The organism is Pseudomonas sp. LFS074, from assembly GCF_047978165.1.
Classification (GTDB): Bacteria; Pseudomonadota; Gammaproteobacteria; order Pseudomonadales; family Pseudomonadaceae; genus Aquipseudomonas; species Aquipseudomonas putida_P.
The window spans coordinates 477,356-504,007 of record NZ_JBFPFV010000002.1; the positions used below are offsets into that span (position 1 = coordinate 477,356).

Annotated in this window: 22 protein-coding genes; 6 read left to right on the forward strand and 16 right to left on the reverse strand. The window is 62.7% G+C overall.

Features of this window, described 5'->3' with window-relative positions; all coding sequences use genetic code 11:
- Positions 1 to 25: 25 nt before the first annotated feature.
- Together ccmB and ccmA are read right to left on the reverse strand one after the other, a co-directional pair.
- Positions 26 to 703 (reverse strand): heme exporter protein CcmB, encoded by a 678-nt coding sequence (gene ccmB / locus ACNQP3_RS20295; RefSeq protein WP_013973563.1) that lies wholly within the window; start codon positions 701 to 703, stop codon positions 26 to 28.
- Positions 691 to 1,323, reverse strand: a complete 633-nt coding sequence (gene ccmA / locus ACNQP3_RS20300) for a cytochrome c biogenesis heme-transporting ATPase CcmA (protein ID WP_013973564.1) — start codon at positions 1,321 to 1,323, stop codon at positions 691 to 693. The genes ccmB and ccmA overlap by 13 nt, the downstream gene beginning before the upstream one ends.
- A gap of 407 nt (positions 1,324 to 1,730) precedes the next feature.
- Here ccmA and ACNQP3_RS20305 point away from each other — a divergent pair, with 407 nt between their 5' ends.
- From ACNQP3_RS20305 to ACNQP3_RS20320, 4 genes are all read left to right on the forward strand, one after another.
- The gene (locus ACNQP3_RS20305) at positions 1,731 to 4,598 is read left to right on the forward strand and encodes a dermonecrotic toxin domain-containing protein (protein ID WP_024087450.1); all 2,868 of its coding nucleotides are present in this window, start codon (positions 1,731 to 1,733) and stop codon (positions 4,596 to 4,598) included.
- 177 nt (positions 4,599 to 4,775) lie between these two features.
- The gene (locus ACNQP3_RS20310) at positions 4,776 to 6,332 is read left to right on the forward strand and encodes a flagellar hook-length control protein FliK (protein ID WP_264316396.1); all 1,557 of its coding nucleotides are present in this window, start codon (positions 4,776 to 4,778) and stop codon (positions 6,330 to 6,332) included.
- Positions 6,329 to 6,670 (forward strand): EscU/YscU/HrcU family type III secretion system export apparatus switch protein, encoded by a 342-nt coding sequence (locus ACNQP3_RS20315; RefSeq protein ID WP_013973567.1) that lies wholly within the window; start codon positions 6,329 to 6,331, stop codon positions 6,668 to 6,670. Before ACNQP3_RS20310 ends, ACNQP3_RS20315 begins: the two co-directional genes overlap by 4 nt.
- Positions 6,671 to 6,761: 91 nt before the next feature.
- The gene (locus tag ACNQP3_RS20320; protein ID WP_264316397.1) at positions 6,762 to 7,733 is read left to right on the forward strand and encodes a GlxA family transcriptional regulator; all 972 of its coding nucleotides are present in this window, start codon (positions 6,762 to 6,764) and stop codon (positions 7,731 to 7,733) included.
- A gap of 10 nt (positions 7,734 to 7,743) precedes the next feature.
- Here ACNQP3_RS20320 and ACNQP3_RS20325 read toward each other — a convergent pair whose 3' ends face one another.
- The 6 genes from ACNQP3_RS20325 to ACNQP3_RS20350 all read right to left on the reverse strand — a co-directional run bounded on the left by ACNQP3_RS20325 (position 7,744) and on the right by ACNQP3_RS20350 (position 12,904).
- Positions 7,744 to 8,670: a dienelactone hydrolase family protein gene (locus ACNQP3_RS20325; RefSeq protein WP_013973569.1), complete on the reverse strand. Its 927-nt coding sequence runs from the start codon at positions 8,668 to 8,670 to the stop codon at positions 7,744 to 7,746.
- A gap of 71 nt (positions 8,671 to 8,741) precedes the next feature.
- Positions 8,742 to 8,969, reverse strand: coding sequence for a hypothetical protein (locus ACNQP3_RS20330; RefSeq protein WP_023663288.1), 228 nt, complete (start codon positions 8,967 to 8,969; stop codon positions 8,742 to 8,744).
- Complete coding sequence (locus tag ACNQP3_RS20335; protein WP_023663287.1) at positions 8,962 to 10,227, reverse strand: aminotransferase class I/II-fold pyridoxal phosphate-dependent enzyme; 1,266 nt, start codon at positions 10,225 to 10,227, stop codon at positions 8,962 to 8,964. The genes ACNQP3_RS20330 and ACNQP3_RS20335 overlap by 8 nt, the downstream gene beginning before the upstream one ends.
- A gap of 50 nt (positions 10,228 to 10,277) precedes the next feature.
- Positions 10,278 to 11,507, reverse strand: coding sequence for an MFS transporter (locus tag ACNQP3_RS20340; RefSeq protein ID WP_024087451.1), 1,230 nt, complete (start codon positions 11,505 to 11,507; stop codon positions 10,278 to 10,280).
- Between the two features lie 23 nt (positions 11,508 to 11,530).
- The gene (locus ACNQP3_RS20345) at positions 11,531 to 12,253 is read right to left on the reverse strand and encodes a TenA family transcriptional regulator (RefSeq protein WP_013973572.1); all 723 of its coding nucleotides are present in this window, start codon (positions 12,251 to 12,253) and stop codon (positions 11,531 to 11,533) included.
- A gap of 75 nt (positions 12,254 to 12,328) precedes the next feature.
- The gene (locus ACNQP3_RS20350; protein WP_013973573.1) at positions 12,329 to 12,904 is read right to left on the reverse strand and encodes a GNAT family N-acetyltransferase; all 576 of its coding nucleotides are present in this window, start codon (positions 12,902 to 12,904) and stop codon (positions 12,329 to 12,331) included.
- Between the two features lie 234 nt (positions 12,905 to 13,138).
- Between ACNQP3_RS20350 and ACNQP3_RS20355 the strand changes: the two genes are divergently transcribed.
- Both ACNQP3_RS20355 and ACNQP3_RS20360 read left to right on the forward strand, forming a co-directional pair.
- On the forward strand, positions 13,139 to 15,892 hold the full coding sequence (locus ACNQP3_RS20355) for a dermonecrotic toxin domain-containing protein (RefSeq protein WP_023663285.1): 2,754 nt from the start codon (positions 13,139 to 13,141) through the stop codon (positions 15,890 to 15,892).
- Complete coding sequence (locus ACNQP3_RS20360) at positions 15,889 to 18,753, forward strand: dermonecrotic toxin domain-containing protein (protein WP_264316400.1); 2,865 nt, start codon at positions 15,889 to 15,891, stop codon at positions 18,751 to 18,753. Before ACNQP3_RS20355 ends, ACNQP3_RS20360 begins: the two co-directional genes overlap by 4 nt.
- 56 nt (positions 18,754 to 18,809) lie before the next feature.
- Here the strand turns inward: ACNQP3_RS20360 and ACNQP3_RS20365 are convergent, their stop codons facing one another.
- The 8 genes from ACNQP3_RS20365 to ACNQP3_RS20400 all read right to left on the reverse strand — a co-directional run bounded on the left by ACNQP3_RS20365 (position 18,810) and on the right by ACNQP3_RS20400 (position 26,645).
- Positions 18,810 to 19,205 carry a DUF2802 domain-containing protein gene (locus tag ACNQP3_RS20365; RefSeq protein ID WP_015271199.1) on the reverse strand — a complete coding sequence of 132 codons (396 nt, stop codon included), beginning with the start codon at positions 19,203 to 19,205 and terminating at the stop codon, positions 18,810 to 18,812.
- A gap of 1 nt (position 19,206) precedes the next feature.
- Positions 19,207 to 19,686, reverse strand: coding sequence for a chemotaxis protein CheW (locus ACNQP3_RS20370; RefSeq protein WP_003254393.1), 480 nt, complete (start codon positions 19,684 to 19,686; stop codon positions 19,207 to 19,209).
- Between the two features lie 41 nt (positions 19,687 to 19,727).
- Positions 19,728 to 20,621 (reverse strand): CheW domain-containing protein, encoded by an 894-nt coding sequence (locus ACNQP3_RS20375; protein ID WP_013973577.1) that lies wholly within the window; start codon positions 20,619 to 20,621, stop codon positions 19,728 to 19,730.
- Positions 20,621 to 21,409 carry a ParA family protein gene (locus ACNQP3_RS20380; RefSeq protein WP_013973578.1) on the reverse strand — a complete coding sequence of 263 codons (789 nt, stop codon included), beginning with the start codon at positions 21,407 to 21,409 and terminating at the stop codon, positions 20,621 to 20,623. Before ACNQP3_RS20380 ends, ACNQP3_RS20375 begins: the two co-directional genes overlap by 1 nt.
- Before the next feature lie 214 nt (positions 21,410 to 21,623).
- Positions 21,624 to 22,481, reverse strand: a complete 858-nt coding sequence (gene motD / locus ACNQP3_RS20385; protein ID WP_013973579.1) for a flagellar motor protein MotD — start codon at positions 22,479 to 22,481, stop codon at positions 21,624 to 21,626.
- 3 nt (positions 22,482 to 22,484) lie between these two features.
- Positions 22,485 to 23,225, reverse strand: a complete 741-nt coding sequence (locus ACNQP3_RS20390; protein WP_013973580.1) for a flagellar motor protein — start codon at positions 23,223 to 23,225, stop codon at positions 22,485 to 22,487.
- Entirely contained in the window at positions 23,225 to 24,364 is a 1,140-nt protein-coding gene (locus ACNQP3_RS20395; protein ID WP_013973581.1) for a protein-glutamate methylesterase/protein-glutamine glutaminase, read from the reverse strand. Before ACNQP3_RS20395 ends, ACNQP3_RS20390 begins: the two co-directional genes overlap by 1 nt.
- 46 nt (positions 24,365 to 24,410) lie before the next feature.
- On the reverse strand, positions 24,411 to 26,645 hold the full coding sequence (locus ACNQP3_RS20400; RefSeq protein ID WP_013973582.1) for a chemotaxis protein CheA: 2,235 nt from the start codon (positions 26,643 to 26,645) through the stop codon (positions 24,411 to 24,413).
- Positions 26,646 to 26,652 lie beyond the last annotated feature (7 nt).

Below are 26,652 nucleotides of genomic sequence, written 5' to 3' on the forward strand. Positions count from 1 at the left end.
GCCGGGCTTGAAAGCCCGGGACTCGTTATTCGCCGACGCTGATCTTCAGGCCGGCCGCTATCGCAAAGGGTGCCAGGGTCACGGCCAGGGCCGTCAGGCTGGCGAGCCAGAGCAGGTGGCCGGTTGCCGGCATATTCTGCAACGCCGCTTGCAACGCACCACTGCCCAGGATCAATACAGGGATATACAACGGCAGAATCAGCAATGCCAGCAGCAAACCGCCGCGTTTCAGACCGACTGTCAGCGCCGCGCCCACCGCCCCCAGCAGGCTCAGCACCGGCGTGCCCAGCAGCAGGGAACCGAGCAGCACCGGCAGGCAATGGCTCGGCAGCCCCAGCATCAGTGCCAGCAGCGGCGCCAACAATACCAGCGCCAGCCCGGAAAAGATCCAGTGCGCCAGCACCTTGGCCAGCACCAGCAGCGCCAACGGGTGCGGCGACAGCACCCACTGTTCCAGCGAGCCGTCCTCGAAATCGCTGCGGAACAGGCCGTCCAGCGACAACAGCACCGCCAGCAGTGCCGCCACCCAGACCAGGCCTGGCGACAAGGTTTGCAACAATTGGCTTTCCGGGCCGACTGCCAGCGGGAACAGTGCAACCACTATGGCGAAGAACACCAACGGGTTGGCCAGCTCGGCCGGGCGGCGGAACAGCAGGCGCGCTTCGCGGCGCAACAACAGGATGAATACGCTCATGCCGCCCATTGCCCCAGGTTCAGTTCACGGTAACCGGAGGGCTTGCGTTCCAGCGTGTGGTGGGTGGTCAGCACTACCGTGCCGCCCTGCTCGCAGTGGGCCGCCAGGTGCGCCTCGAGCTGCGCCACGCCCTGCTTGTCGAGGGCGGTGAAGGGTTCGTCGAGGATCCACAGCGGCGGGCTGGCCAGGTACAGCCGGGCCAGGGCCACGCGGCGCTGCTGGCCGGCAGACAGGGTGTGGCAGGGCACGTCTTCGAAACCACGCAGGCCGACGGCCGCCAGTGCCGCCCAGATCGCCTCGCGGCTGGCCGGCTGGTGCAGGGCGCACAGCCAGGTGAGGTTCTCCTCGGCGGTGAGCAGGTCCTTGATGCCCGCTGCATGGCCGATCCACAACAGGATGCTGGCCAGGGCGTGGCGCTGTTCGGCCAGTGGCTTGCCGCCCAGCAGGATCTGCCCGGCCGTCGGCTGCATCAGGCCGGCCAGCAAGCGCAGCAGGCTGGTCTTGCCGCTGCCGTTGGGGCCGCTGATCTGCAGCATGTCGCCGGGCCGCAGCTCGAAAGCGAGGTGCTCGAACAGCAGGCGCCAGTCGCGCTCGCAGGCCAGGCCCGCGGCTTGGAGGTGAAGGGTCACGGTTTCGCCTTATCTTTGTAGGGCTAGAGGTCGGCGTCGCCTGCTTCGCGGGTAAACCCGCTCCCACAGGTTCAACGCAGGGTTTGAAAGCTGCGCAAACCCTTGTAGGAGCGGGTTCACCCGCGAAGCAGGCGACGCCAACCTCTAGCCCTGTATCTCAAGTCGCCCCCTCGCTGCCGTTATACTGGCAACGACGGACGGCCGGCATTATTACACGCGCCGCCGCGCTGCCAAGAGGGCGGGTTCGACAGGTTGTATACAATCATGACTGAAATCAATAGTCTCGCCGCACAATCCCTCGCGGCGAGCATGCCCGGTGTACTGTCTCCCGGCCAATAAATACATACCTCCAGATCTGTCGCCCCGGGCTCGACCATGCCAACTCCTTCACATGGCAGGTCCAAGACATGACAACTCATTTGCACCCATCAGCGGCCCAACACACGCGCAAATACCTCACCCTGATTCCTCGTCCAGATCGAGTCGCCGCCGAAAAAATAAGGCAGTGGTACAAGACTCAGGAAACCGATCTCGATCCCGACACCACATTGGCAGTTACCTTGCACTACAAGCCCAACCCCGAGGGGGGCTGGCTAGCCCAAGTGGTTGAGCAAATTCCGCTCAGTCAGGCCCTGTTGTCCAAATGGCAAGATCAATCCAATAGCGTGGAGAACATTTCACTTGCCCCCCTTCTCCGCCCCACGGCCCTAGTCGCCCTTGACCTCATAGGCCTTTTCAAGGAATGGAGCCTTACGCAGGAAAGCTGGTCTCAGGCCTTTTCCGATGGTCACGTGCATATCGTCGATCGACTCCCCCCAGGCGGCCTCTTTGGCGAGATCGAAGACCATTTGGTGTATCAAGGGCTCTTCCGGAAGACCGAGCCCATGCAATACAACCGCCAGACGCAGATCATCACCGACACGCAAGCGTTTCAACAATTCATCTGGAATTTGAGCTTTCATGACGAGTTCATCACCCAATTGAACGACTATTGGCTGCACCAATTTGACGATTTCGCCATGCTGGCACGCGTAAACTTCATCGCCGCCTGCAACAAGCAGGTCGAGGAAGGTAGCCTGAGCCAAGCGGGGTGCGAGCTGGCCTGGCGCTCGGCCGGTATCGCCAACGACGATGACTCGCAAACCGCGCATGACGGCCAGGTTGAGGCACGCATGCTCAACTTCTATGGCTATGTCGCTACGGATATTCCTTGCCTCACTGATCGGGCCTCAGGCCTGACCCTGCTCTATATACCTGGCAACTCTTCGCCAGTGCATGAGTTTGCCAACCAGGGCGCAATGAAAATCTGGTTGGTAGAGCAGTGCAAGGATGCCGAAAAGTGCAAGGCGTTGATGGCGCATTTCCGTCTCGAAGACCTGCAAAGCGGGCTTAGCTACTCAGGGTTGCAAGCCACGCTCGAAGGGTTGGGCAATTACCAGGGCACGCGCTACCTGTACATTGACAATCTGATCGTGCCAGCGCGCGGCTGGTCCCCCCAGTACATCAACTACAAGGTCGAGACCTACAGCCCGGTGATAGCGGGCAGCCTGTTCGACCATATCGCCTTGCGGCACAAACAGCGCAGCTACGAAGATGCACAGTTTTTGATCACCAGCAATAGCGACCTCATCAAGGCCAAATGGCGAGGTTATCTCAACCTTACGCTGACTCTGCTCGCGCCCCTGTCGCTTCTGGTGCCCGGGCTGGGATGGCTGGTTGCTGTTGGTGGCATCGCGCAGTTCGGCGTTGGGCTTGATGAAGTGATCAATGGCAGGAACCTGCAAGAGAAACTGGATGGCGTCACCAACATTGCATTCGGTGCACTGTGTGCCGCGCCGCTGCTCGGAGAGCTGAGAGCCGGCAGCCAACAACTGTTCCGGGCACAATACGACGGTTTTGTTGCCCCTCGCAGGATAAATGGCCAGATCGGCTACCCGCTCAGCCCAACCCGGCCACCAAGACCCCGCTGGGGTGGTAGAAACTTTCAGGCGTACTTCGAGCAGCCGGTGCCGGTCGAACCGCTCCCCCCTCATGCAGGCGAAACAGTAATCCGCCGGCAAACCACCCATGCGGGCATGGACACGCTGATAGATGTGCATAATCCGGAAACGGACTTTGTCTACGACCTGAATGCCGACGCGTTTGTCAGGTCAAGCGATGTGGGTGAAGCTGCACCCACCCGCTTCATCGCCGAGAACGCTAGGTTGCGCACATACCAACCGGCATTCAACGGCCCTCGCGACGTTAGCAACGCCATGCGCGAAAGCACGCTGCGCAGTCTCGGTATAGAACTCCCGCTCCCCGTCGAAGTGCCGAGGGTCACCCACGTAAATCAGCTGCCTATCCCCAAGAGAGTGATCCATCTATGGCCCAGCGGTGATCCCATCTCGCCGGCGTCGCTCGCGCATGTCAGCCGCAATTCCAGGCTGCTCAACGAGAGCGGCTTTGCTCATGTTCTTTACCTGTCCAACGCAAACTATGACGCCTTCGTCATGAATAGCCGCGCCTTGGCCCGCGTCGCTCCCGACCTGCAGGTATTGCCCCTCGAACACCAAGGTTTCTACCGCGAAATGGGGTACTCCAAGCGCTATTACGATGCCGCCATGGAGGGACCGGAGCGCGGGTCCTCACACATAACCGCAGCCAATGACATATTGAAATACCATGCGCTCTATCACGAAGGCGGCTTGTACATGGATATCAACAATGACATGCTGGCACCGTCTGATCATCCTGCGGCGGCAGGTATCGTCAATGCCCACGCACCCAGCGACTGGATCGGCAATGTGCCGTTGGAGGCATCGCCCGAGGGCCTATTGCTCGAGCAGCCGAGCTCCAACCCATTCAGAGGCGCGCATCAGCAATACAATACCAGCGTAATTGGCAGCCATCCCCGCAACCCGTCCTTGCGCAGGGTCATAGACGAAATGGAACGTCGGCTGGACACCCGCCCAGGATTCTTCAGCCAGAAACAGAACTGGCCGGCCCAAGGAGCCCGGGGCGCCAAGTACGCCACCTATGCCAAGGCGCTGAGTAACTTGACCGGTATTGAAATGTTCAATCACGTCGTTGACCGGGCCTTGCCTGCTTATCGGCAAATGAAACAGATATACAAGCTGCTCAGCTGCCCGCTGCTGGAGACACCTACGCTGCTGGGCGCGGACCTGAGGCCAGTGTCTGATGAAGAGCTGCAAGCCAGCCTCCAGTCACTGTTCCGCGTGAACCGAGTTGTGCGAGTGAACAACGGGTTCGCCTGGAGGAACCTGAATCACTGAGACAACGCTGGACGTGTGCCGGCCTGGGGCTCATAGCTCCAGGCCGGCACGCTTTCCGGGCTCCCGCCTCAAGTCGCTGTCAGCGCTGCCGTTATACTGGCAACAACGGGCGGACTGCATGACGACACGCAGCGCCACGCTGCGAACCAGGCGAGCTCGAAAGGTTGTAGACCCTACATGAGTGAAATCAACAGTCTCGGCGCACAAACCGCGATCAGCCCCCAGGCCATCAAGGCGGGCATGACCGGCGAACTGCTGCGCCTGACGCAACCGCAGCCCGGCTTGATGGCCCCCGGCGAGACCGCGCAGGCCGAGGTCATGTCGTTGCGCCAGGTGGGCCAGGACTTTCAGCTGGTGCTGCGGCTGATGCAGGCCAACGGCACCCAGACCCAGCTGCAAGCCAGCGCCAGCCAGCCCCTGCCCCAGGGTAGCCAGGTTACGGTCAGCCAGACCGAAAGCAACCGCCTGGCGATCATGCTGCAGCAGGCCAGCGCCAGCCAGGTCGCCACCCTCACTCAGCTGGACACCAGCAAGGTGCCGGTCGGCACCCTGCTGCAGGGCAAGGTCCTGACCAACCAGGCGCTGGCCCAGGCGCCCGGCCAGCCCGCCGTCTACCGGGCGCTGGTCAGCCTGCTGAACAGTGCCCAGGCCGGCGCAACCCTGAGCGTGGAAAGCCCGCGACCGCTGGCCGTCGGTAGCCTGCTCAGCGCGCTGGTGCAGGGCGACCAGTCGCTGCGTTTCGTACCGCTCAGCGGCCGCCAGGACCAGCTCAGCATTGCCCAACAGCTGCTGACCCAGCAAAACCGCCAGGCTTCGCTGCCCGGCCTGCTCAATGCCTTGCAACAGGTGGCCCACGACCCGGGCGCCGATGGCGAACTGCGAGCCAGCGCCGAACGCCTGCTGGCGGGCCTGCCAGAAGCCCGGCAACTGGGTGATGCCAAGGCAGTGGCCCAAGCCCTGAACAACAGCGGTACCTTTCTCGAAGCCAAACTGCTGGGCGGTCTCCCGGCCAGCGTCGCCACCGACCTCAAGGCGCACTTGCTGCGGCTGATCACCGTCGCGCCGGCCAGCATACCCGGGGCGCCCAACCTGGCGCTCGCCAGCCTGGCCGTAACCATGCCGGCCCTGGCCCGCAGCGCGCTGGGCATGCTCGAACGGGTCAGCCCCAAGCCGCAGCCGGGCGCATTCCCGCTGCCGTCGCGCCTGCTCAAGGCCATGGAAGACGAAGGCGACCTGCAACAACTGCTGCGCCTGGCCGCCGCTGCCGTGTCGCGCCTGCAAAGCCACGCCATGAGCAGCCTGCAACAAACCGGTACCCTGGAAAACGGCAACCTGCAGACCACCTGGCAAACCGAAGTGCCGATCCGTCACGGCCAGGAGTTCATCCCGTTGCAGGTCAAGCTGCAACGCGAGGAAACGCCACAACAGCAAGCCGACCGCCAGCAGGAATCAGCCGACCCGCTGCAAGCCCTGTGGCGTATCGAGCTGGCTTTCGACCTCTCGCCCCTTGGCCCGGTGCAGGTCCAGGCACAACTGAGCCAAGGCCGCCTGGGTGGCCAGCTTTGGGCGGAACGCGAGGCGACAGCCCGGCTGATCGACAGCCAGCTCGGCAGCTTGCGCGAACGCCTGTTGGCGCGGGGCCTGGATGTGGGTGATCTGGAATGCCATCCTGGTATCCCGCCACAAGGCCCGCGTACGCGGGTTGAACAACGCTGGGTGGATGAGAACGCATGACGCACCAACCTGCACGGCAGGCGATTGCCCTGTTCTACGACGGGCAGCAAGCCCCTACCCTCACCGCCAAGGGCGACGATGCGCTGGCCGAGGTCATCCTGGCATTGGCCCGCGAGCACGAGGTGCCGATCTACGAAAATGCCGAGCTGGTGCGCCTGCTGGCGCGCCTGGAGCTGGGGGACCAGATACCGGAGGCGCTGTACCTGACCATTGCCGAAATCATCGCCTTTGCCTGGCACCTGCGGGGCAAAGTGCCTGCGGGCTTCGATGACGAACCTGCCGCCCCAGGGCCTACCCCACCGCTGCTCGGAAGGCTGCCCGGAGGCGAAGGCGCCTGACCGCCATGGTATCCATGCAAATTGCCTTTTTGCGCCATGTTGGTAACGTGCCGTTCAAGGTCAGGCGCTTGGCGATGTAAGGAATACTGTAATGCGTACCATCTGGTTCTTGCTGCTCCCGGGCACCCACATCCTTGATCTAGGCGGCCCGCTACAAATCATGGCGAGCCTCGAAGAACTCCAGCTGGCACCGGTCAACGTACGTTGCATAGCCGCCAGACAACAGGTCAGCAGTTTTCAGGGCGTGACACTGAGTGGCCTGCACCAGTTGCCTGAGCGGCTCGCACCGCAGGACTTGCTGTTCGTGGTGGGCAACAAGCTCTCTGCGACACCCGCCGAAACAGCGATATTGACCGCCACCGCCCTGTGGCTGGCGAAGGTGGTCAGGCAAACGCCGGATATAAAGCTGTGCTCCATATGCACCGGTGCGTTCCTGCTGGGCGAAGCTGGCTTGCTGGATGGCCGACAGTGCACCACGCACCATCGTTACGTCGATTTGCTTCGAATGCGCTACCCAGCAGCCAAGGTGCTGGAGAACCGCCTGTTCGTCGAGGACGATGGCGTGTTCACCTCGGCAGGCGTGTCCAGCGGAACTGACCTGGCACTGCACATCGTCAGCCTGGAATTTGGCAAGGTCGTGGCCAACCAGGTGGCGCAGGAGCTGGTCATCTACCGGCGCCGCGCTGGCGAAGATGTGCAGCTGCGCGCGGCAGACCTGGCGCGCAATCACATCCACCCGTTGGTGCATGCGGCCCAGGACTACATCGATGCACACCTGGGCACCCACTTCAGCTTCGAACAACTGGCCAGCCAGTTCAATGTCAGCTACCGGCACCTGGCGCGACTGTTCCGCGACAATACCGGTCAAACGCTGCAGAGCTACCTGCGCACCCAACGCCTCGACCTGGCCCGTGAGCTTTTGCGCAGCAGCCACCTCAACGTGGAACAGATTGCCGAACGTTGCGGCTACGGCAGCAGCCATGCCTTTCGCTTGGCATGGCGCCAGGAAATGCCGCAACCGCCCCTGCAGTTTCGCCACGCTCTCGCCCACGAGCGCGCCTAGATTTCGACTGCTACCGCTCGCTTATCGCAGTCGGGGCGAAGCTTTCGGTGAAAAACTTCACCACGGCCTGGCGCGAAGCGTCGCGCGCCGCCGGGTCAGGTGCCGAACGCCCCACGCCGCCCTGACCACGGTGCAGGAACGGGTCCTGATACTCCTGGGCGGCCTCCAGCCCGTTGAAACCGTGCTCTGCGCCGGGGTAAACCAGCACCTGCGCACGCGCCTGATCTTCGCTGGGCAGGTTTGAAATCAGCGCCGGGCAGGCACGCGGGTCATCGTCATACTGGTCGTTTTCGCCTACCAGCACCAGCAAGCGAGCCGGGGCCAGATGCTTGAAGGTATAACCTGGCACATGGTTGTAACCCCAGCACACGGGGTAAAACGCTGCCATCGAGATGGGGCGAATACCTGAGGCTTGCTCCAGCTCGTCGTTGATGGGCGCAGAGGCGGCGAGCATGGCCTGTACGCCCCCCCAGGAAAACCCGAGCACTCCCACGCGCTGGCCGTCGACGCCAGGCTGCTTGGCCAGGTAAGCCAGGGCGCCTGCCAGGTCCGGCAGGGTATCGTGCACGCGTGGCGGCCGCCCTTGTGCACCGCCAGTGAGCCTGCGCGCGCCCCACATGTCCAACTCCAGCGTTGCGATGCCGCGGGCATTGAGGTCACCGCCATGCAAGGGACCACGCGAATCCATACCCGCCGAGCCATGCAGGATGATCACAGCCGGTACCGGGCCCGCGGCCTTGGCCGGCAACGACAACACCGCCGGAACCCGAATCGGTATCGCCTTGCCGGCGGATGGCAGTGGCTGACTATAGAAAGAGACGAGCCGTTTGCTGACCGTGGCAACGGTGCCGCTATTGGTGGCAGCGACCTCAGCCCGAGCCGTTGCGAACTGAAGGGCACAGCCCAGCACCAAGCTGATGGTCATTACTTTGAACATCTGGTTACCCCTGAACGTCATGAGCGGGTGTTGAACCGGCACCCGATATAGAAAATTGGCGGCGCCCGGCATCAGCCACACATCGCCATTACTGCCAGGCCGTCGACATGCCATTGGGGGAATGCCAACGGGTCGAGCATCGCCATGCCCGCCATCACGCAACTCGCCAGCGCGAAAGCCACGGCATAGAAACGCACTTCCTTCGCGCAGGCCGTGCCATACACCGCGATCAATGCAAGGATCTGCACGCCCACGGCGAACACGCCAATGCCGAATCCTGAAGCGAGCAGTTCAGCCATTGAATACCGCGTTCCGGTTATGGCCGATCGGCGCTGCCATGGATGTTTGCAAGGACACGGCCTGGAAAGCCTGTTGCAGGTCGGCCTTGATATCGTCCACACGCTCCAGTCCGACGCACAACCTGATCAAACCATCCGAGATACCCGCCTGATGCCGCGCCTGTGCGTCCAGCCGCCCGTGTGTAGTTGTAGCTGGATGCGTGACCATGCTGCGGGTGTCGCCAATGTTGGTACAGCGCGCCACGCAACGCAGTTGGTCAATCCATTGCCAAGCTGCGGCCTGGCCCCCGACGATCTCGAAAGCCAACAGTCCGCCATGGCCGTCCTGCTGGCGGCATGCCAATGCATGCTGGGGGTGGTGCTCCAGGCCGGTGTAATGCACCGCGGTCACCAGCTCCTGATGGCTAAGCCAGCGGGCCAGCTCGAAGGCGCTCTGCTGTGCCCGCATCATCCTGACTTCGAGGGTTTCCAGGCTTTTGAGCAGCAGCCAGGCGTTGAACGGGCTGCAAGAAATGCCCAAGGTACGCAGAACACCCCGCAACACCTGCATCAGGCTTTGCGACCCCGTCACGACGCCCGCCAATGCACGCCCTTGGCCATCCATGTACTTGCCAGCGGAGTGGATGACCAAATCCGCTCCCAGTGTGTGTGGCCGCTGAAAAACCGGGGTCAGCAAGGTGTTGTCCACCACCAGCAACGCCCCTTTTTCATGTGCCAGCGAGCTTACCGCGCGGATATCACCGATTTTCAGCAGCGGATTGGAGGGCGACTCCAACACCACCAGACGGGTCCTGCCGTCGATTGCCGACTTCCACTGCGCCAGGTCTGTCAAATCGACGAACCGGGCCTCGATCCCGAAACGGGCCATGTAGTAGCTGAAGGCATTGACGGTAGTGCCGAACACGTCACGGCTGCAGACGATGTTGTCGCCTTGCTGGAGAAAGGCGTGACAAAGCGCGGTGAAAGCGCCCATGCCGGAAGCGAACGCCACTGCGCTTTCAGCGTTTTCCAACGCTGCCACACGGCTTTCAAACGCTTGAACGGTCGGGTTGGTGAAGCGGCTGTATACATTGCCCTGCTGTTGCCCGCTGAAGCGCTCGCAAGCCTCTTTCGCTGAAGCGAAGGTGTAGGCGGACGTCATGGCCAACGGCTCGCAGAACACATCGGTCAGGTCGCTGACCCGGTTAGCATGCAGTGCCCCAGTTGCATTGAAATCAGTTGCGTTGAAATCATCCAGGCCAATCACGGTCGATTGCATGGTTTTGCGCCTCCTTGTTTGCATTGAACAATGCGCAATTGATTGGTGGACTATTCAGGTTCAGCGAGTTGAGCAGCCAGGGTTTCGCTTGATGGGCGAACCGCTATCAGCCACAACGATGCCAGGGCAGCCACCGCCGTGGCCGTGGCCAGGCCGGCCAAGGTCAGCTGATAGCTTTGATGCCGGTCGAAATCCAGTGCGCCCAGCTGCGTGGCCACCAACGCGCCAAGTTGATGTACCAGGAACAGCATCCCGAACACCTTGCCTTTGATTTCGGCGCCATACAGCGCGAAGCAGAAGGCAGATGTGAGCACCACCGTTCCAAGGTAACTGGCGCCAAACAGCACAGCGAACACGTACGTTCCGAGGGGCCCGGGCGTGGTCAGCAGCACGATGACCGCAGCGGTTCGCAGCAGGTAAAACATCATCAGCAGCAGGCCCTTGTTGTAGCGGGTAGCCAACCAACCCGCGAGCAGGCCGCTGACCAGCTCCAGCACACCTAACAGGCTCAGGCCGCTGGCCTGCACCGAACTGGGCAGCGCCTCACCCTGCCAGAACGACACCAGATGAACATCGATGAACGCCATGGTGGCACCACAACTGGCGAAACTGAGGGCCAGCACGAAGAAGCGCGGGTCACGCAGCAGAAACATCACCGGATGCCTGACCTTTGCCGCCTGCGGGTCGGGCTTCAACGGCACGGTGCGGGATACCCAATACAGCGCCAGGCTCAAAGGCACCAGAAAGATCAGGCCAACCCAGGAGAACACCGACTGCCAGGGCACGCTCTGCTGCAGCATGATCCACAACGGCGACAGCACGATGAAGCCAATGGAGGTGCCGTTGGTGACGAATGCGAAAGCGAAGGCCTTGAACCGTTCAGCGACCAGGCGATCGACCAGAATACCCATGGGTACATAGGTCATCGCAGCGAGGGCAAAGGCGCCGAGCAGGCCGTACAACAGGGTGAACACCAGCAGGTGCGTGCCTGCGAATGTCACGCCCAGCAGCACCACCCCGCCGCTGACACTGCCCAGGGCCACCGTGCTCAAGGGCCCAACCCTGTCGCTCAGCCACCCCACCACGGGCGATACCAGGCCAATGGTCAGGACGAACAGCGATCCTGCGGTAGCCAAGGCTGCGCGCCCCTCGCCAAAGTGGGAGGCCAGGTCGACGAAGTAGACTTGGTACAACCCCTTCAAGGCGCTGGACAGAAACATCACCACGAAGCCGACGACCAGCACCGAGACGATCAAGGTAGAGCTGAATTTCTGTTTCATGGCCAATCCTTATCGTGTGGGCATTACACCGCCTCGGCTTGCGGAGCTCGGCAATACGCCTGGTACATGTTTTCGTACATCGCGTAGAACAGCTGGCAGGTGTGGTCTACAGCCTGCAACGCCTCTTCTTGCATCTGCGCCGTGCTGCACAACTGCGAGACAAGGTCCAAGCCTTCATTGACGTGGCCCACGTCTTCCTTCTGGTGCACCGAGAAGAACAGCAAGTCTTGTTCGGCCAGGCCATAGGCACGCCCCAGCAACACATGCCGTGCATCTCCAGCGACGGTCTCGAGGTTTTGCCCTTCGCTGGCGATCATCACTGCTGCCGCACCAATGTGATAACGCGCCGGGTCACGTACCGCCTGCAGGCGGAAATCGATCAGTTCCCAGGTGGCTGGCAGCGGCTGCTCGGCATCACGCTCGGCATCGCTGATGCCGAGCGCCCTCAGGAAATTCTGCATGAGCACGACATGGTTGTCGGTGCGGGAAAGCCGGCCGGTTTCTTCTTCGAAACAATTGGTGATCAGTGCCCGCTTGTGGGCAGGCAACGGGCAATGAAAGAACAAGTGCTCGACATAGGTCAGGAAGTACTTGGTGAGCTGATAGCCTTGCAACGCGACCTTGCGCAGCAGCGGCCTGTTGCCCTCAGGCGCAAGCAGTTCCTTGAATATCGGGTGGGACAGGGTCAGATGGTGGTGCAGTTTCTGCTCCAGCTGATCGCGAAAGGCTGCAGTAGATAAGGCCATTCAGGGTGTTCCTTGGGTGAGAGAGACAGGTGCCGTTGACTGCGATGGCCACAGGCAGAGTCGACGAAGGGCAACTCAGTCCAGGTTGAGTCGCAGCGCAAGGCTTTCCACGGGCTGGGCCATGTAATGGCCGCGATGCTTCACGCCATCGACACGTGCGTAGTCGTCCAGCACGCCGTAGGTCTGGAAGCCGAAGGTTTGCCATAACCGGTGTGCACGGGTGCCCTCGCGTACATCCAGGGTCAACAGCTCGATACCTTGGGCCTGGCACAGGCGCACGACTTCGCTGAAAGCCCGTGCCACCAGGCCGGTCCCGCGATAGGCCGGGTGCACCACGCCCTTGCTCAGGTCGGCAATATGCCGGCAGTTCGGCATGCTGCTGCGCGAAACAATGACCAGGCAGGCCGGCCCCGCCATTGCCTGGCCGAGCAGGACATGGGTATTGCCGCCATGGATGCGCTCTTGCAACGAGGCCGTGAATTCGACGCTCTGCCCGGCAGACATCTCATGCTCGTAACCCAGAACACCGCCATCGCCAACCGTGCTGTTGATCAGTTGCATGATGGCCGGCGCGGTATCGCTGTCGGCCTGACGCAACCACTGCAACTGTGGCTCGCCAGGGGCCACCTGCTTTGAAGAGAGGGTGTTCATTGCGTAAATCCCTTGTGCGTACAAGCTGGGATTTAAACGTTTAAGTGCGATGCCGGGTAAGAAGGGAACCGGACAGGAAGCGGAAGGATAGTGACATCCACGACCAAAATGCCATCAGCACCCGAGGGCCAGGGGGTGACGAGATCGGCCAGGCGCCGTACCGACATATCTACCACCGTCTTTTCGTGCCCCTGCTTCAACCTTGCCGGCTTCATCTCAGCGCAAGGTACCCCCATGCATTCGACTCGCATCAACGTGATGGGCACGCATTACGTTATAGACCACCTCGGCCATGTGCCTCGCCCCGATCGTGAAGCCAACCGCGCCATCCGCCAATGGCTCGCAAAGCAAGGCCATGACCTGGACCCGGACCAGCTCGACGTCGTTACCCTTCACTATTGCCCGGACGGCGCAGGTGGCCATCTGGCCGCAATCAGCCAGCGCACCAGCCTGACTCAGGCACTGCTGGGCAACTGGCAGGGTGAGTCTGCCAGTGACATGTTCGGCAAGCTGCTGCAAGCACCGTGGGCCGGTGCGTTACCCGCAGGCCCGATACGATTGGTGGGAACCCTCCCGCAACCCGTCTTCAATCACTACGGGGCGCCCTTCGAAGTATTCAACGGCCTATTTCGGCGCACTACCCCGCAACGCTACGACGCTTCCACCCATTTGCCGGTAAGCGCCGAAGCCTTCCAGCAGTTCATCAGCAACCTGGACTTCCAGCAGCCTTTCAAGGCGGCGCTGGATGTGTACTGGCGTGACCATCTGCACAGTCACAGGCTGGCGCTGAAGCTCAACTTCATCGCAGCCTGCAACAGACAGGTCAGCGAGGGCAGCCTCAGCGAGCCTGCACGGCAACTGGTCTGGCAAGCGGCCGGGCTGATGCCACGGCGTAACAGGCTGCGATGCAGTACCTTGAGCATCTACGGCTATGCAGCGACCGACCTGCTGTACCTGAACGACCCCGCCACCGACCTGACGGTGCTGTACGTACCTGGCAACAGCTCACCGTTGCTGACGTTCAGCAGCGAACGAGAATTGAAGGCCTGGGTCGGCGAACAATGCAAAGACCCGAACAAACGCCAGGCCCTGAAACAGCATTTTCGCCTGGCAGATTGCCCGCAAGGCCTCGACTTCAGCGGCCTGGACACTGCCATGGAGGGGCTGGGCGCCTACCCTGAACGGCACCTGCTGCCTCCCGAACACGGCTATTTCAACGACGACGGCACCTGGCCGCCGCAGACCTATGTCAACTATCGACCTACCAGGTACAACCCAAGGATCAAGGGCGACCTTTTCCAGGCATTGGCCGAGCGCCAGCGTCAGCGCAGCTACGACGACGCCGCGTTTCTGATCACGGCTGACAGCGAAGTCATCAAGGCCAGGTGGCGTGGCTACCTGGCCACTACGCTCAACCTGCTGGCGCCACTGTGCCTGGTGGTACCCGGCCTGGGGCCGCTGCTGGCCATCGGTGGCATCGCCCAGCTTGGCCTGGGGCTCGACCAGGCAATCAACGGCAAGTCACTGCAGCAACAGCAAGAAGGTATCGGCAACATCACCTGGGGCCTGTTCAACGCCTTGCCCCTGGCAGCAGGCGCTGCCGCAAGGGGCAAGGCACTGTTCGAATTCAAGGTCGAGGGTTTCGCGCCGCCGACGCGGCTGAATGAACAGATCGGCTACCCTCTGAGCCCACTCTCGCCACCGCGCTTTCCCGAGCCCGAGGGCGCAAGCTACTTCCATATCACCGACCCGATAGAGCCACTGCCTGACTGTGACCAGGCGGTTGCCGACGCAGTCATTCGTACGCCCCAGTACGATGGTGAGCCAGACACCCTGGCAGCGAACATCAAGGGCTACAACGCCAGAATGATCTACGACATGGAGCGGGATGTTTTCATTCGGGCCGAAGACCTGAACCAGGTCGACCCTGTAGGCTTCGTGGCGGTACCCGACAGCCGGAACCTGAGCCCCGCGCCGCAAGGGCGCGTGGTTACCCATGCAATGCGCAACCGCACCCTGCGGGCGCTGGGCGTGGACCTGCCATTGCCGCTACAGGTACCTGCCAGAGCGCCGGGCAGTTGGCCAATACCCAAACGCATCTCCTGCATCTGGGTCGGTGACCGGGTCATCGGCCCGGAGCTGCTGGCCAATCTGGGCCAGAACGCAGCGCAGTTGCAAGACAGCGAATACAGCATACGGTTGTTCCTTTCCAGCACTGCCCGGCACGCCTATGCCGAAAACCTGGAGCTGCTGGCCAGTCATGCTCCGGGCTTGCAAGTTCTGCCGCTGGAGGAGCAGGCCTTCTTCAGGGCTTTTCGACAAAGCAGATACTACGCGCAGTACGACGCTGCCCTGGATGGCAACGGCGGCGTTGCCAGCAACTATGCATCGGCATGCGATGTGCTGCGCTACCCGATGCTGCACCACGAAGGTGGCTTGTACATGGATGTCGATGACACCTTGCTCGCGCCAGGCGAGTACTCATTGATCATCGACGGGCAACCGGTAGGTCCCGCCGGTGAACCCATCGATCAGGTCGAACTGAGCACGGACGCCACAGGGCTGCTGCTGGTACCGCCCATGTCCAATGAAAAGATGAGCATGAACAGCCTCTACAATTCCAGCCTTATCGGCAGCCACCCCGGCAACCCCACGCTGGAGGCCATTTCCGAAGAGATGTGCGCACGCTACCAGCTCAATCGCGACTTCTACGACAGCAAGCCCAGCCTGGCTGAAGACCCGGGGAATTTCTATGAGTATGCCAGGCGCCTGAGCTACCTCACCGGCCCTGCCCTGCTCAGCGACGTGGTCGATCGGCAACTGCCGAGCCTGCGCATCCTGCGACAGCTCACCAATCTCTATGGGATGCCGCGCATCAATGCCTACCGGTTCGTCGATCTGCCACGCATGCGCGATTCCGTGCGTACGCTCCTGCCCCTGAACCGCTTCGCCACTGTCGGTGGCAACCATTCCTGGAGCCGAACATGAACCCGCGCCAACCTGTGGTCGGCGCAGCCGGCCAAGACTACGTCAAGGCAATGCTGGGTTCCGTGCCTCGCCCTGACCGCAGTGCCAGTGCAGCCATCCGCGAATGGGCCAGCCAGCAGCGGCTGGACGTGGAACCCGACAACACGCTTGCAGTGACCTTGCATTGCAAATTCGTTCCCAAGCGGGGCTGGCTGGCCAAGATCGTCCAACAAATGAGCCTGACCGAAGCGCTACTTGGCAACTGGCAGCAAAGCGGCTACTCCAAGGTTGCCGAGCAAACCGCGCAGTTGCTGCTAAGAGGCGGGACGGCCACCGTCGACCTGCTTGGTGTACTGCCAGAGCTTTCCCTGCCACACGGTCGAGCGCCCTGGGCCCAGGCCTTCAGCAATGGTCAGGTGACGATCGTCGATGAATTGCCAGGAAGTGGCCTGGACCACGACATCGATGTGCACACCAAATTCCATGGCCTTTTCCGCCAGACCGCACCCATGCGCTACGACGCCAGCACTTATGTGCAGTTCGACGCCGCGACCTTCCAGTCCTTCATCTGGCAACTCGACTTCCAGGGTGTATTCAAACGCCAGCTCGATGACTTCTGGGCCCATGCCGCCAGCCAGTACAGCGTCAGCGCGTGCATCGCATTCCTCGCTGCCTGCAACCGGCAGGCATTGCGGGGCAACCTCAGTGAACAGGGGCGCAGCCTGGCGTGGCGGGCGGCAGGCGTGGAACGCTGGCACCACGGCGCCAGCCTCAGTGCCAACGGGGTAGACGCCAGGCTGCTGAACATCAATGGCTACCCATCAAGCGACATCCTTTGCCTGAGCGATATGCGCAGCCGCCTGACCTTGCTGTACCTACCGGGCAATGCGGCGCCGTTGCATGAGTTCGCCAACCCGGGCGCGATGCGTGCGTGGCTTGCCAGGCAGTGCCGCGACGCCGACAAACGGGCGGCCCTGCTTGCCCACTTCCGGGCCTGCGATATTCCGGACAGGATTGGCCGGTCGGGGTTGCGTCGGGTACTTCAGGGCATGGGCGATTTCCCACCCCGCCAGATCATCCTGCCTGCAACCAGCGTGTATCGCCTGGCCAGGGTATGGAACCCGCATACCCTGATCAACTACAAGGCGGACACCTTCAGCCCGCGCATCGAATACAACCTGTTCGAGGCATTTACGGTGGCACAACGTCAACGCAGCCAGGCTGACGCCGACTTCCTGATCACGCGGGACAGTGAAGTGACCAAGGCCGCATGGCGCCGCTATTTCTACCTGACCATGAACCTCGCCGCACCGTTTCTGCTGGTGGTCCCCGGACTGCTACCGCTGGCTGCTGTGGCGGGGGTCGCCCAATTTACAGTGGGCTTGGACCAGGCGCTGCACGCCAAGGATCCGGACCAACAGCTCGAAGGCGCCGAGCAAGCCGTGTTCGGTCTGCTGAACGCAGCCCCGGGGCTGGCGCGCGGGGTCAAGGCGACCAAGGCGCTGTTCGGCCGACGCCCTATTGGCTTCATCAAACCGGTGAGGCTCAACGGCCGCACAGGCTACCCGCTGAGCCCGGTTTCGCCGCCGCGCTGGCCTGGGCCTGCGATGACACCCTATTTCCAGGACTTGGCAGTAGCGGGTGACCAAGTGGCCACCACCTTGCCCGGCGCGGACTCACACGTTGCCCGCTGCGTAACGCGGCGCAAGGCATTCGGCACAGGTGACGAACTGATCGGCGATGCGGGGAATGGCCCACACCCGCTGTACTACGACGCCCGACAGGACAGTTTCGTGCTCAAGTACCCCAACGGCACACGCGGCGCCCAGCACTATGTGGCCAGCGCCGATCCGCTGCAGTCCTCGATCAGCCGACTGCTGCCCGATACGGACCCGTTGCGGGAAATCAGCCCGACATCGCGCTCGCGCACGCTGCGGGCACTGGGTATCGATCTGCAGCTGCCCGTCGACCTCGATGCACTGGGGACTGCACCAGGCATACCCGTCCCCAGACAGGTATTACACATCTGGCTGGGTGACAGGATGATCGCCGGTGATTACCTGGCTGCGCTCGACAACAACGTGCAGGCACTGCGCAACAGCGATTTCACGCTCAAACTCTACCTGTCCAACGCCAACCCTCAGGCATTCGAACGTAACATGACCCTGCTGCAGCCCCGCATCGACAGGGGATTGAAGGTTGCAGTACTGGAGCAGCAGACTTTCTATCATCAATTCGCGGCAAGTGAATACTTCGACCAGTACCAGGCTGCGCTGGAAGGGAATGGCGGTGTGGCGAGCAACTTCTCCTCGGCCTCGGACATCTTGCGCTACCGCGTCCTGCACAGCGAAGGCGGCATCTACCTGGATATTGACGACCATCTGCTGGTCGAGCCGGACGCAACCGGGCAGCTGCGGGCAAAGATCGACAGCGTACCGCTCACCACGCCCCTCGACGGGCTGCTGTTGAGGAGCCCGGTGTGCAATGCGCAATTGGGCATGTATACAAGCTACAACACCAGCATGATTGGTAGCCGCGCTGGTAATCCGGTGCTGAACGCCATTTCCGACGAGATCCTGGCGCGCTACCTCACCCCGGAGGGCCAGGCGTTCTACAAAGTCCCCAAACCTCCGCGACAGCATGCGGCGGCATTCCAGGCCTATACCGAAAGACTCAACAGACTAACCGGGCCCGCGGTGCTCAACCATGTGATCGACCAACGTCTACCTGAGCTCTACACCTTCAGGCAGGTGGCGGACCTGGCAAACATGCACACCCTGAACTACGACGCGCTGCTGGATGAAGCAGCACAACGGCGTGCAGAGCTGCGGTTGCTACCCCTGGAAGAGGTCGCAATGGCCGGAAACGCTCAGGGTTACTGACGGCCGGACGGGCTTGCGCGGCCGCTGTGCCTGGGGCCGCACAAGACTCATGGCAATCAGTTGCCGCGATGCAGCTTGCTCATCAGCTCTGCCTCGGCCTGGGTCAGGCCGCAGCTTTCGGTCAGCTCGGCCACGCTGGCGCCCATGCCCACCAGCTTGGCCGCCTGGGTGAAGGTGACGTTGTGCGGGTCGCGCTGTTCCAGTTGCTGGATCTTGTCGGGCAGCGGCGCAACCGCCACGCGCAAGTCATGCAGCGCCTCGCCCATGCGCACGGTACCGTTCTGGTAATCATCCAGGCGCTTGGCCAGGTCCTTGATGCGCTGGTCACGCAGCGCGTCACCCGCTGCCTGCTGCGCAGCCAGCTCGCGCTGGCGCTTGCTGTAGTTGAGGAAAAACCACAGGCTCAGCGCCCAGACCAGCGCCAGGAAGATGACAGCAACCTCGAGGATCAACTCAGATGTTCTCCAGCTCGGACCACTCTTCCTCGGTCATCATCTTGTCCAGCTCGACCAGGATCAGCAGTTCGCCGTTCTTGTTGCACACGCCCTGGATGAACTTGGCCGACTCTTCGTTACCCACGTTCGGCGCGGTCTCGATCTCGGACTGGCGCAGGTAGACCACCTCGGCCACGCTGTCGACCAGGATACCGACCACTTGCTTGTCGGCCTCGATGATGACGATACGGGTGTTGTCGGTGACTTCAGTCGGCATAAGGCCAAAGCGCTGGCGGGTGTCGATCACGGTCACCACGTTGCCGCGCAGGTTGATGATGCCCAGCACGTAGCTTGGTGCACCCGGCACCGGGGCGATCTCGGTGTAGCGCAACACTTCCTGCACCTGCATCACGTTGATGCCGTAGGACTCATTGTCCAGACGGAAGGTAACCCATTGCAGGATCGGATCTTCGGAACCTTGTGCAGACGACTTTTTCATTCCCCTACCCTCAAAATCCGCCATAGGCGGTGTGTTCGGTGTCATTTCTGTTTGGCGTGCATCTGCTTGACCGCACCACTGGCGATCAGCTCGGCCAGTGCAGCGACGTCGAGCAGCGCACACATGTGTTCAATAACCGTGCCGGCCAGCCACGGGCGCTGGCCACGCTGGCTGCGCCACTTGATCTCGGACGGGTCCAGGCGCAGCGAGCGGCTGACCTGGTGTACGGCCAGCCCCCATTCGTAGCCCTGCACGGAAATCACGTACTGCAGGCCCTGGCGAAAATCATCGCGGTAGCGATCGGGCATCACCCAGCGCGCGGTGTCCAGCACCTTCAGGTTGCCGGCCTGGCAGGTCAGGATGCCGAGAAACCAATCCGGCTGGCCGAATAGTGGTGTCAGTTCCTGGCCGGCCAGGGTGTAGATCGAGCCCAGGCACACCAGCGGCACCGCCAGGGTCAGGCCCGCCACGTCGAACAGCAGGCATTCGAACGGCTCGGCGGCCCAGACCGGGCGGCCATCGACCGTGGCCGGGGGCACGGGTACCTGCGGCGCCGGCAGGTGTACGTCCACCAGCGGCACGGCCGCCTCCACGGTCTGCTCCTCGACCAGCACCGGGATGCTGGCCTCGGCCACCACCTCGCGCTCGACCACCGTCACTACCGGTGCCTCCACCGGCATCACCTGTGGCAGCACCGCCAGCCTGGGCTCGGCGAACGGCCGTGGTGCGGGGCTGACGGTTGCTTCGGCTGACGCCGGCCTGGCTTGCTGCAAGGCATCACGCACCTGCTCTTCGCGCACCGCTTCGGCGAACTCGTCCGCCGCCGCTGGCGCCTCGAACAGGTCTTCGGCTTCGGTGGCTTCCTGCAGCAGGCCGTCGAGGTACGACTGTAGGGCCATCTGTGGCCGCGTACTGGTTTGCCGGGTCTGGGTCATCAGGCCACCTGCGCTGCAGTCTTGTAGGTCAGCAGGTGCTTGAGCAGCGCCCTGTAGGCAACCAGCCCGCGGCTCTTGCTGTCGAATTGCGAGGGCGTGACGCCCTTGCGGCTGGCATCGCGCAGGCGCGTATCCACCGGGATGTAGCCCTGCCACACATGCTGGCCGTAGGTGTCACGCAGCAGCTTGAGCGTGGCCAGCGAGGCCTGGGTGCGGCGGTCGAACAAGGTCGGCACTATCTGGTACGGCAGCGCCTGCTTGCGCGAGCGGTTGACCATGGCCAGGGTCCCGACCATGCGCTCCAGGCCCTTGACCGCGAGAAATTCGGTTTGCACCGGAATCACCAGCTGCTGGCTGGCTGCCAGGGCATTGACCATCAGCACACCGAGCAAGGGTGGGCTGTCGATCAGGGCATAGTCGAAATCCTGCCACAGCTGCGCCAGACTCTTGGCGATTACCAGGCCCAGGCCGTTCTGCCCCGGTGACTGGCGCTCCAGCACTGCCAGCGCGGTACTCGACGGCAACAGCGAGATGCGTTCGTCACTGGTGGGCAGCAGCAGTTGCCCCGGTAGGCCCTCGGGCACCGCGCCCTTGTGCAGGAACAGGTCGTAGCAGCTGTGCTCCAGGGCATCGGGGTTGTGCCCGAAATAGCTGGTCATCGAGCCGTGCGGGTCGAGGTCGACGACGACCACGCGCTTGCCGGCCTCGGCCAGCAGGCCGGCCAGGGCGATGGTAGTGGTGGTCTTGCCGACGCCACCTTTTTGATTGGCTACTGCCCAGACTCTCATCAAGCAAACTCTATCTATTGATTTGGCAGGGACACTGCTGGGGCAACTGTCTTGCTCAACATCGGAAAGCTGGCGCGATCAGTGTAGGAGCGGGTTTACCCGCGAACACCGGCGCAGCCGGTGCCATGCACCGTGTCACCTTCTTCGCGGGTGAACCCGCTCCCACAGAGGACCGCTACATTCAACTACTTGGCAGCGTCGGGGAATTGACGAATCACTGCCCCGCCACCGTTGCTGGCGTTGCCGGTGCACTTTGTGTGCCAGCCCGGCGCAATGCAGCATCCGGCGTGGCATTGGCACTGCCCGAGCCAGTCAGGCTGCGGCGCACTTCGAGGTTGCGCGAAATCACCAGCACCACGCGGCGATTGCGCGCACGGCCTTCGGCAGTGTCGTTGCTGGCAACCGGCTGGTACTCGCCATAGCCGACCGAGGCCATGCGTGCCGGGTTGACCCCTTCCATGGCCAGCAGGCGCACGATGCTTGCCGCCCGAGCCGAAGACAACTCCCAGTTGGTCGGGTACTGCGCAGTGCGGATCGGCAAGTTATCGGTAAAGCCTTCGACGTGAACCGGGTTGGCGAACGGCTTGAGAATGCCGGCCACTTTCTCGATGATCGCAAATGCCTTGTCGCTGGGCATGGCATCGCCGCTGCCGAACAGCAACGAGGAATTGAGCTCGATCTCGATCCACAGTTCATTGCCGCGCACAGTCATCTGGTCGCTCTTGATCAGGTCGCCAAAGGCATCGCGCACGTCATCGCTGATGGTTTTCAGCGGGTCAATACTGGTCGCCCCAAGGCCCGCATCGGTCTGCTCGCTGTCCTTCACCAACGGCTCGGCCGGGCGCACGCTCAGCGGCCGCTCTTCACCGATGGGGATCGGCTTCATGCTGCGCTCGGGGTCGTTGAACACCCCGAGCAAGGCCTGGGAAATGACCTTGTACTTGCCCTCGTTGATCGAGGAAATCGAGTACATCACCACGAAAAAGGCGAACAGCAGAGTAATGAAGTCGGCGTACGACACCAGCCAGCGTTCGTGGTTTTCGTGCTCCTCGGTATGACGACGGCGACGCATGGGTTACTCCATGAAGCCTTGCAGCTTCAGCTCGATCGAGCGCGGGTTCTCACCCTCGGCAATCGACAGCAGGCCCTCGAGCAGCATCTCGCGGTAGCGCGACTGGCGCATGACGATGGCCTTGAGCTTGCTGGCGATCGGCAGCAGCACCAGGTTGGCGCTGGCCACGCCGTAGATGGTCGCGACAAAGGCCACGGCAATGCCGTTGCCCAACTGCGACGGGTCGGCCAGGTTGCCCATCACGTGAATCAGGCCCATCACCGCACCGATGATGCCGATTGTCGGCGCGTAGCCGCCCATGCTCTCGAACACCTTCGCGGCCTGGATATCACGGCTTTCCTGGGTCAGGAAGTCGACTTCGAGGATGCTGCGGATGGCCTCCGGCTCGGCACCATCCACCAGCAGCTGCAGGCCCTTGCGCGCATAAGGGTCAGGCTCGCTGTCAGCCACCCCTTCCAGGCCCAGCAGGCCTTCCTTGCGCGCGGTCAGGCTCCAGTTGACGACGCGGTCGATCCCGCCCGCCAGGTCGACCCGTGGCGGAAACAGGATCCAGCGCAGAATCTGCAAGGCACGCTTGAACGACGACAGCGGCGACTGCAGCAAGGCCGCCGCCAGGGTGCCGCCCAGCACGATCAGTGCCGCCGGGCCATTGATCAGGGCGCCGACATGGCCGCCTTCGAGGAAGTTGCCACCGACGATGGCGACAAACGCGAGGATCAGGCCGATCAGGCTGAGCACGTCCATCAGACGCACGCCTCCACCAGGTGCTTGCCGATTTCGTCCAGGCTGTACACCGCGTCGGCCAGGTTGGCCTTGACGATGGCCATGGGCATGCCATAGATCACGCAGCTGGCTTCATCCTGGGCCCAGACCGTGCTGCCGCCCTGCTTGAGCAGGCGCGCCCCTTCACGACCATCGGCACCCATGCCGGTAAGCACCACCGACAGCACCTTGTCGCCATACGACTTGGCCGCCGAGCCGAAGGTGATGTCCACGCACGGTTTGTAGTTCAGACGCTCGTCACCGGGCAGGATTTTCACCGCGCCACGGCCGTCGATCATCATCTGCTTGCCACCTGGGGCCAGCAGGGCCAGGCCCGGGCGCAGCATGTCGCCGTCCTCGGCTTCCTTGACGCTGATGCGGCACAGCTTGTCCAGGCGCTCGGCAAAGGCCTTGGTGAACGCCGCCGGCATGTGCTGGATCAGTACGATCGGCGCCGGGAAGTTGGCCGGCAGCTGGGTCAGCACCCGCTGCAGGGCGACCGGGCCGCCCGTGGAGGTACCGATGGCCACCAGTTTGTATGGCTTGCGCTTGGGTGCCGGCGAATGCGCTGGCGCCGCTGCCGGGGCCGCTGCACGGGCAGGCGCAGGCGTGCGCGCCGCTGCCGGGCTGGCGAAACTGCTGGCAGCTGCGTGACCGCTGCCTGCTGGCGCGGGTACGGGTGCGGCAACCGGCGCATGGCTGGCGTAGCTGCCAAAACGGCGGTTGCTGCGGGAAATGGTATGCACCTTCTCGCACAGCAGTTGCTTGACCTTGTCGGGGTTGCGCGAGATGTCCTCGAAGTTCTTCGGCAGGTAATCCACCGCACCGGCATCCAGCGCATCGAGGGTGACACGGGCGCCTTCATGGGTCAGCGACGAGAACATCAACACCGGCGTCGGGCAGCGCTGCATGATGTGCCGCACCGCGGTGATGCCGTCCATCATGGGCATTTCGTAGTCCATGGTGATGACATCGGGCTTCAGCGCCAGCGCCTGGTCGATTGCTTCCTTGCCGTTGGTCGCGGTACCCACTACCTGGATCGTCGGATCCGCCGAGAGGATTTCCGAGACGCGGCGGCGGAAGAAACCGGAATCATCCACCACCAGGACCTTGACTGCCATAAACACTCCATTAGGCGGCGCAACCCGCCAGGGTGCGCCACCGAAATCAAATACGCCGCGCGGCGTAACGCTTGAGCATGCTCGGGACGTCGAGAATCAACGCGATGCGACCGTCGCCGGTGATGGTGGCCCCGGACATGCCCGGGGTGCCCTGCAGCATCTTGCCCAGCGGCTTGATTACCACTTCTTCCTGGCCAACCAGTTGATCGACGACAAAGCCGATGCGCTGGGTGCCGACCGACAGGATCACCACGTGGCCCTCGTGCTGCTCTTCGTGCACCTGGCCCTGGACCAGCCAGCGCTTGAGGTAGAACAGCGGCAGCGCCTTGTCGCGTACGATCACCACTTCCTGGCCGTCGACCACGTTGGTGCGCGACAGGTCGAGGTGGAAAATCTCGTTGACGTTGACCAGCGGGAAGGCAAACGCCTGGTTGCCCAGCATCACCATCAGGGTGGGCATGATCGCCAGGGTCAGCGGCACTTTGATGACGATCTTCGAGCCTTGGCCCTTGGCCGAGAAGATGTTGATCGAGCCGTTGAGCTGGGAGATCTTGGTCTTCACCACGTCCATGCCCACACCACGACCGGACACGTCGGAAATCTCGGTCTTGGTCGAGAAGCCCGGGGCGAAGATCAGGTTGTAGCAGTCCGACTCGCTCAGGCGCTCGGCGGCATCCTTGTCCATCAGGCCCTTTTCCACGGCCTTGGCGCGCAGGATGTTAGGGTCCATGCCCTTGCCGTCGTCGGAGATCGACAGCAGGATGTGGTCGCCTTCCTGCTCGGCCGACAGCACCACGCGGCCGGTACGCGCCTTGCCGGAGGCTTCACGCTCCTCGGGCATCTCCACGCCATGGTCGACGGCATTGCGCACCAGGTGCACCAACGGGTCGGCCAGGGCCTCGACCAGGTTCTTGTCGAGGTCGGTCTCTTCGCCGACCAGCTCCAGGTTGATTTCTTTCTTGAGCTGGCGGGCCAGGTCACGCACCAGGCGCGGGAAGCGGCCGAAGACTTTCTTGATCGGCTGCATGCGGGTTTTCATCACCGCGGTCTGCAGGTCGGCGGTGACCACGTCGAGGTTGGACACGGCCTTGGACATGGCCTCGTCACCGCTGTTAAGGCCCAGGCGCACCAGACGGTTACGCACCAGCACCAGTTCGCCGACCATGTTCATGATCTCGTCCAGGCGCGCGGTATCGACCCGCACAGTGGTTTCCGCTTCGCTGGCGCCATGCTTGTCGGCGGCCGGGGCAGGGGCGCGGGGTGCTGCAGCAGGTTTGCTGGCAGGCGCAGGAGCCGGGGCAGCAGCTGCTGCTGGCTTGGCCACGGGCTGGCTGTCGGCCTTGGCCGCTGCCGGCGCTTGCACCTTGGTTGCAGCCGGGGCTTCGACGGCGGCCACGTCGCCGCCAAACTTGCCTTTGCCGTGCAACTGGTCCAGCAGCGCCTCGAACTCGTGCTCGCTGATTTCATCGCTGGCTGCACTGGTGTCAGTTGCAGCAGGCGCCGGCGCCTTGGCAGCGGGCAAGGCATCGGCCTGGAAGGTACCCTTGCCATGCAACTGGTCCAGCAGTGATTCGAATTCGGCGTCGGTAATTTCGTCGCTGGCCACTTCCGGCGCGCTGGCAACCGGCTGCGCGGCAACCTCGGCGCTGAACTGGCCTTTGCCGTGCAACTGGTCGAGCAGCGACTCGAACTCGGCGTCGGTGATTTCGTCACCTTCACCGCTCACGGTCTCGCCCTGCATCTGCTCGTCGGCCGCAGCTTGCGCCTTGACCGCATCGAGCGAATCGAGCAGCTGTTCGAACTCGCTGTCGGTGATGTCCTGCTCCTCGGCAGGCGCTTCGGCAACCGGTGCCGGTGCTGCGGCGGCAGGCGCTTCAACGGCCACGGCGCCCCCCGGCTCGGCCAGGCGCGACAGCGCCGCCAAAAGCTCGGGGGTAGCCGGGGTCACTTCGGTGCGCTCGCGCACCTGGCCAAACATGCTGTTGACCGTATCCAGTGCCTCGAGCACCACATCCATCAGTTCCGCGTCGACCCGGCGCTCACCTTTGCGCAGGACATCGAACACGTTCTCGGCGATATGGCAGCACTCCACCAGCTCGTTCAGCTGAAGGAAGCCGGCGCCCCCTTTTACAGTGTGGAAACCGCGAAAGATCGCATTGAGCAGGTCGGCATCGTCGGGCCGGCTTTCCAGCTCGACCAGTTGCTCGGACAGTTGCTCAAGAATTTCGCCGGCTTCTACCAGGAAATCCTGGAGGATTTCTTCATCGGCGCCGAAGCTCATCAAACGT

Coding starts and splice junctions, on each gene's coding strand:
- ccmB (WP_013973563.1), bottom strand. CDS start 703: ATGGGCGGCATGAGCGTATTCATCCTGTTGTTGCGCCGCGAAGCGCGC.
- ACNQP3_RS20305 (WP_024087450.1), top strand. CDS start 1,731: ATGACAACTCATTTGCACCCATCAGCGGCCCAACACACGCGCAAATAC.
- ACNQP3_RS20310 (WP_264316396.1), top strand. CDS start 4,776: ATGAGTGAAATCAACAGTCTCGGCGCACAAACCGCGATCAGCCCCCAG.
- ACNQP3_RS20315 (WP_013973567.1), top strand. CDS start 6,329: ATGACGCACCAACCTGCACGGCAGGCGATTGCCCTGTTCTACGACGGG.
- ACNQP3_RS20320 (WP_264316397.1), top strand. CDS start 6,762: ATGCGTACCATCTGGTTCTTGCTGCTCCCGGGCACCCACATCCTTGAT.
- ACNQP3_RS20325 (WP_013973569.1), bottom strand. CDS start 8,670: ATGTTCAAAGTAATGACCATCAGCTTGGTGCTGGGCTGTGCCCTTCAG.
- ACNQP3_RS20330 (WP_023663288.1), bottom strand. CDS start 8,969: ATGGCTGAACTGCTCGCTTCAGGATTCGGCATTGGCGTGTTCGCCGTG.
- ACNQP3_RS20335 (WP_023663287.1), bottom strand. CDS start 10,227: ATGCAATCGACCGTGATTGGCCTGGATGATTTCAACGCAACTGATTTC.
- ACNQP3_RS20340 (WP_024087451.1), bottom strand. CDS start 11,507: ATGAAACAGAAATTCAGCTCTACCTTGATCGTCTCGGTGCTGGTCGTC.
- ACNQP3_RS20345 (WP_013973572.1), bottom strand. CDS start 12,253: ATGGCCTTATCTACTGCAGCCTTTCGCGATCAGCTGGAGCAGAAACTG.
- ACNQP3_RS20350 (WP_013973573.1), bottom strand. CDS start 12,904: ATGAACACCCTCTCTTCAAAGCAGGTGGCCCCTGGCGAGCCACAGTTG.
- ACNQP3_RS20355 (WP_023663285.1), top strand. CDS start 13,139: ATGCATTCGACTCGCATCAACGTGATGGGCACGCATTACGTTATAGAC.
- ACNQP3_RS20360 (WP_264316400.1), top strand. CDS start 15,889: ATGAACCCGCGCCAACCTGTGGTCGGCGCAGCCGGCCAAGACTACGTC.
- ACNQP3_RS20370 (WP_003254393.1), bottom strand. CDS start 19,686: ATGAAAAAGTCGTCTGCACAAGGTTCCGAAGATCCGATCCTGCAATGG.
- ACNQP3_RS20375 (WP_013973577.1), bottom strand. CDS start 20,621: ATGACCCAGACCCGGCAAACCAGTACGCGGCCACAGATGGCCCTACAG.
- ACNQP3_RS20380 (WP_013973578.1), bottom strand. CDS start 21,409: ATGAGAGTCTGGGCAGTAGCCAATCAAAAAGGTGGCGTCGGCAAGACC.
- motD (WP_013973579.1), bottom strand. CDS start 22,481: ATGCGTCGCCGTCGTCATACCGAGGAGCACGAAAACCACGAACGCTGG.
- ACNQP3_RS20390 (WP_013973580.1), bottom strand. CDS start 23,225: ATGGACGTGCTCAGCCTGATCGGCCTGATCCTCGCGTTTGTCGCCATC.
- ACNQP3_RS20395 (WP_013973581.1), bottom strand. CDS start 24,364: ATGGCAGTCAAGGTCCTGGTGGTGGATGATTCCGGTTTCTTCCGCCGC.
- ACNQP3_RS20400 (WP_013973582.1), bottom strand. CDS start 26,645: ATGAGCTTCGGCGCCGATGAAGAAATCCTCCAGGATTTCCTGGTAGAA.